Raw genomic sequence first — 4,843 nt, forward strand, 5'->3', positions numbered from 1 at the left:
AATCATCAATCAGCCGATGCGCGTGACGAAGTGGAACACGAACGAAACACGTCAGATTCATGTCGACGCCGACGAGTTTAATTTCTTAGGCGTGCCGGGAGCATTGGCGTTCGCGCTGGAAGATCTGCCGCCGGGCATCGACGTCGCATGGACCAAGCGGGCGGCACGACTGGCTGGCAAAAAAGCGTTTACCGAAACGGAGCTGCGTGAGTTGGCCGATGCCTTGCGCGAAGCGATGGAAACAAAGTAGCGAAGTAGGTCACGCTGTGCGTGACGATTGCCTATCCCACGGTCGGGATCGGGTCGATCAGGGCGTGTTGGACCTTGCCGTGGACGTCGGTCAGGCGGAAGTTTCGGCCCTGGTACTTGAACGTCAATCGTTCGTGGTCGATGCCCAGTTGATGCAGGATCGTTGCCTGCAGGTCGTGGATATGGACGGGGTTCTCGGCGATGTTGTATCCGAACTCGTCGGTCGCACCGTAGGTCATGCCCGGCCGAATTCCTCCGCCGGCCATCCAAACGCTGAAGCACCGTGGATGGTGGTCTCGCCCAAAGCTGTTGGGCGAAAGTTTGCCTTGGCAATAGTTGGTGCGGCCGAATTCACCGCCCCAAATCACCAGCGTGTCGTCCAGCATGCCGCGTTGTTTCAAATCGGCCAGCAGTGCCGCGGAGGGTTGATCGGTTTCGCGACATTGCCGGGGCAAGCCGTTTTGGATTCCGCCGTGGTGGTCCCAACCCGGGTGATACAGTTGAATGAACCGTACGCCGCGCTCGGCCAGCCGCCGAGCCAAGACACAGTTGGCTGCGAACGTGCCGGGGTTCTTTGCGTCGTCGCCGTACAGCTTGAACGTGCTTTCCGGTTCGTCGCTCAAGTTGGTCGCATCCGGAATACTGGATTGCATGCGATAGGCGAGTTCGTACTGCGAGATCCTGGCTTGGACCAACGGATCGTGGGTTTGGTCCAGTTTGATTTGATGCAATTTGGAAAGGGCACCGATGGCACTGCGTCGACTGTCTGGATCGATCCCCTCGGGATTGTTCAAGTACAACACGGGATCTTTACCGCTGCGAAAACGGACGCCTTGATGGCGACTGGGCAGAAAGCCGCTGCCCCAAAGCCGCGACACCAGTGGTTGGCCGCCCTTGTTTTTGGTGACCATGACGACGAACGAAGGCAGGTCGTCGTTTTCGCGGCCGAGTCCGTAGTCCAGCCACGCTCCCATGCTGGGACGCCCGGGGAACATGCTGCCGGTTTGCACGAACGTGACGCCGGGGCCATGGTTGATCGCTTCGGTGTGCATCGACCGCACAATGCACAATTCGTCCGCGACGCCAGCCAAGTGCGGCATCAGTTCACTGAGTTGCGCGCCCGACTGACCGTGACGCGAAAATTTCCACGGCGAACCGACCAGCGGCAAACTGGATTGATTGCCGCTCATCCCGGTCAATCGTTGCCCGCCACGCACCGAGGCCGGCAATTCGGTTCCATGTCGTTCGTTGAGCAGCGGTTTGTGGTCCAGCAAATCCAATTGGCTCGGCGCACCCGATTGGAACAGATAGATGACCCGTTTGGCGCGTTGCGGCAAGTGCAGCCCCAGCGCCCGGTGCGCCGGATCGGTCGCGGGAGCGGCGATCGCATCACGACTGGCCATCGCCGCCATCGCCAGGCTGCCCATTCCCAGTCCGCCGGCGGCAAAGAACTCGCGGCGCAACATCGACGTTTGACTCGGATGGAGGGGTGAGTTTTCTTTCATCGTTTCATCACGCTTTCGTCGTAGTTCATGAGGGTCCCGATTACGACAGCGGTCGCGGCGAACGCGGCTTGATCGGATGACGGGACGCTGTCGTGTTTGTCAAACCGAAGCTCCCCGACCGACAAGTATTCTTTGGCGCGGTCGGGATGCCGGCGGAAATAGGCGAGCTGGTCGGCGTACAATTCGTTGATGACCTGGGTTTCCGCATCGGTCGGATGACGGCTGGTCAACGTCCGAAAGGCAGCCAACAGCACGGCGTCGGAATCGTCACCCTGTTCAGTGATCAAACGAAAGGCCAAGACGCGTGCCGATTCGACGTACTGGGGACCGTTGAGCAACACGAACGCTTGCAGCGGCGACGAGGTTCGTTCACGCCGGACGCGACAGACATCACGTTTGGCAGCGTCCAGGGTCATCATCGCCGGCGCCGGTCCGGTGCGTTTCCAATAGGTGTAGATGCTGCGGCGATAAAGGCCTTCGCCCGAATCGCGTTTGGAGGGTTTGAACGACGCTTCGACTTCATAGGGTTTGACGGGCGGGCCGCCGAGTCTGGAAACCAATTGTCCCGAGAGTGCCAGGGCTTGGTCGCGCAACATCTCGGCGGGAAGCCGGTAGGCGTTGTGGCGGGACAACCATCGGTTTTCGGGATCGTGATTCCAAACCGCCGGATCCGGGTGCTCGCTGGCTGCCTGGTAGGTCGCTGACATCATGATTTGTTTGATCATGCGTTTGATGTCCCAACCGCTGTTGACGAAATCGATCGCCAACCAATCCAGCAATTCCGGGTGCGTGGGCGGTTCGCCTTGGCTGCCAAAATCTTCGGGAGTTCGAACCAGACCGACACCGAAACAGAGCTGCCAGAGTCGATTAACAGCGACGCGACTGGTCAGCGGATGGTCCGGGCGCAACATCCAATCCGCCAGCCCCAATCGGTCCTTTCGCGTGGAATCGTCCAAGCCCAGAATCGCTTTGGGGGTGCCGGGCGTGACCGGTTCGGCCGGCGCGTCGTAGGCTCCGCGTTCCAATCGGTACGTGGTGCGGATCCCCGGTGCCTCTTTCATCACCATGATCTCTTGAATCTGATCCTGCAACTGATAAGACGCGCGTCTGGCTTGCCCGAGTTTCTCGCGGTGTTGTGCCAGTTCGGTGTCGTGTCGCCGCAGCAGATGGTCGGACACGATTTGCCGTTGCGCTGGCGTCCAGTCCTGGGATGCCGAGTGGACCCAAGTCAACGTTTCGTCGGGCTCGGCGAGACGCTGGATCTCCAGGTCGGTCAATTCACAATCGAACACGTGAAACGAATCGACTTCGCCGGACGTGAATCCGCGATCGCGAAAGCGTTGCCCGATCGCCAAGTGATCGCCACCGCCTCCGGTGATCTGTTTGGTCAAATGGTCACGCACCGTCACGGCCGGAACACGTTGCCCGTCGATGGCGATCGACAATCCGTCCGCCGAACTGGAACCGTCGTTGGTGACGACGACGTGAACCCATTGACCGACGGGAATGGGATCGGGAGTGCGGATACGAATGGCGTTGCCGGGCCAAAAATGGATCAACGACCAACTCAGGTGCCCGTCTTCGATCAACAACTGGTAGCCGCGGCTGGCGGCGTCGGTCCAAGCGCGGGAGCGATGGAAAATGACCGCGCGGTCTTTGACATCGGGCGTCTTGATCCACAACGAAACCGAGAACGGTTGGTCGCGACGGAAATTCCCCGTCTTGAGATTGACGACGTCATCGCCGGTCAAGCGAACGGCGTTGCCTGCGATTCCCGGCACCGATTGGTTGGGCGCCGACGGTGGCGATTCGAAGTCCAGCGATTCGATCGGCGTGGCATACAGGGACGTGGAATACAGCCGATCGACCGGATCGGTTGCAGCGTTGCCCTCGCTGTTCGATTCGCCAGGCGCCGCCGTTTCGGGCGCATCTGCCGGCGCAGCGTTTGTTTCCAGCAGATCGCGATAGGCCTGGATGTCGATGTCTTTTTCACAGGCTTTGCGATAGCGTGCCAGATGTGAATCGATCTCCCGTTCCAGTTGTGACAAACGAATCGCTTGGGCATCGCTGGGCAGAGGCAGTGTCGGCGTCGGAATCGACGGCGTGAAAAAGGAGTACAAGCCGGCTTCGTCGATGTTGGCGAAAAACGCGGAGAGCTGGTAGTACTCGGTTTGCGTGATCGGATCGTACTTGTGCGAGTGGCATCGACAGCACTCCATCGTCAACCCCAGGAACGCGGTTCCGACGGTCTGGGCTCGATCAGCGACGTACTCGATCCGAAACTCTTCCGGAACGCTGCCGCCTTCGACCTTTTGCGGATGCAGGCGATTGAAGGTCGTCGCCAGGATCTGATCGCGTGACGCGTCGGGCAACAAATCACCGGCGAGCTGTTGGCGAAGGAATTGGTCGTAGCCAAGATTGCGATTGAACGCATCGACTACCCAATCACGGTAGGGCCACACGAAGCGATCGCGATCGACCTGGTAGCCGTACGTGTCGCTGTACCGCGCCACGTCCAACCAATCGGCGGCCATTCGTTCGCCGTAGCGGGGATCGGCCAACAGTCGGTCGATCACTGTTTCGATGGCTCCGGTGGAGGTGTCGGCCAGGAAGTCATCGAGTTCGGCAATCGTCGGCGGCAGCCCGATCAGGTCGAACGTGATTCTGCGCAGCAACGTTTCTTTGTCGGCGGCCGGTGCGAGTGGAAGCGAGTGTTGTTGCAGTCGGTGAAGAACGAAGTGATCGATCGGGTTGACGGCCCGGTCGCTGGCCACCACGGGCACGGGGCGGGCGAGCGGCGTTTGAAAGGACCAGTGGGCTTGGTATGAGGCGCCTTCATTGACCCAGCGGCGAATCAATTGTTTTTGTTTGTCCGTCAGCGCGCGTTCGCTGTCCGCGGGGGGCATCAATGTCTCGGGATCGTCGCTGAAAATCCTCGCCACCTACTCGCTGGACTCGGCATCCCCTGCAACGACGGCCCATTCCTTCGCACCTTCTTCGGTGTCCAACCGCAACTCGGCTTGTCGAGCGGAAGCGTCGGGGCCGTGACAGTGGTAACAGTTCTCCGACAGGATCGGGCGGATGTCGCG

Annotated in this window: 3 protein-coding genes and 1 pseudogene; 1 reads left to right on the forward strand and 3 read right to left on the reverse strand. The window is 60.1% G+C overall.

Annotation, left to right across the window (positions count from 1 at the left end):
- Positions 1 to 250: pseudogene (locus ABX749_RS22035) on the forward strand (hypothetical protein); the annotation flags it as partial.
- 31 nt (positions 251 to 281) lie between these two features.
- Here ABX749_RS22035 and ABX749_RS22040 read toward each other — a convergent pair.
- Genes ABX749_RS22040 through ABX749_RS22050 form a run of 3 tightly spaced genes read right to left on the reverse strand, consistent with a single transcriptional unit; the run spans position 282 to position 4,837 of the window.
- On the reverse strand, positions 282 to 1,754 hold the full coding sequence (locus tag ABX749_RS22040) for a DUF1501 domain-containing protein (protein WP_372897881.1): 1,473 nt from the start codon (positions 1,752 to 1,754) through the stop codon (positions 282 to 284).
- A complete protein-coding gene (locus tag ABX749_RS22045) occupies positions 1,751 to 4,660 on the reverse strand; it encodes a DUF1553 domain-containing protein (protein WP_372897882.1) in 2,910 nt (969 codons plus the stop codon). Before ABX749_RS22045 ends, ABX749_RS22040 begins: the two co-directional genes overlap by 4 nt.
- 36 nt (positions 4,661 to 4,696) lie before the next feature.
- Entirely contained in the window at positions 4,697 to 4,837 is a 141-nt protein-coding gene (locus ABX749_RS22050) for a c-type cytochrome domain-containing protein (RefSeq protein WP_372897883.1), read from the reverse strand.
- Positions 4,838 to 4,843: the final 6 nt, after the last annotated feature.

The sequence above is a fragment of the Stieleria sp. genome, from assembly GCF_041595215.1.
Lineage (GTDB): Bacteria > Planctomycetota > Planctomycetia > Pirellulales > Pirellulaceae > Stieleria > Stieleria magnilauensis.

What these genes read in the sequence shown, in the direction of transcription:
- ABX749_RS22040 (WP_372897881.1), bottom strand. Translation starts at nt 1,754, where the DNA reads ATGAAAGAAAACTCACCCCTCCATCCGAGTCAAACGTCGATGTTGCGC.
- ABX749_RS22045 (WP_372897882.1), bottom strand. Translation starts at nt 4,660, where the DNA reads ATGCCCCCCGCGGACAGCGAACGCGCGCTGACGGACAAACAAAAACAA.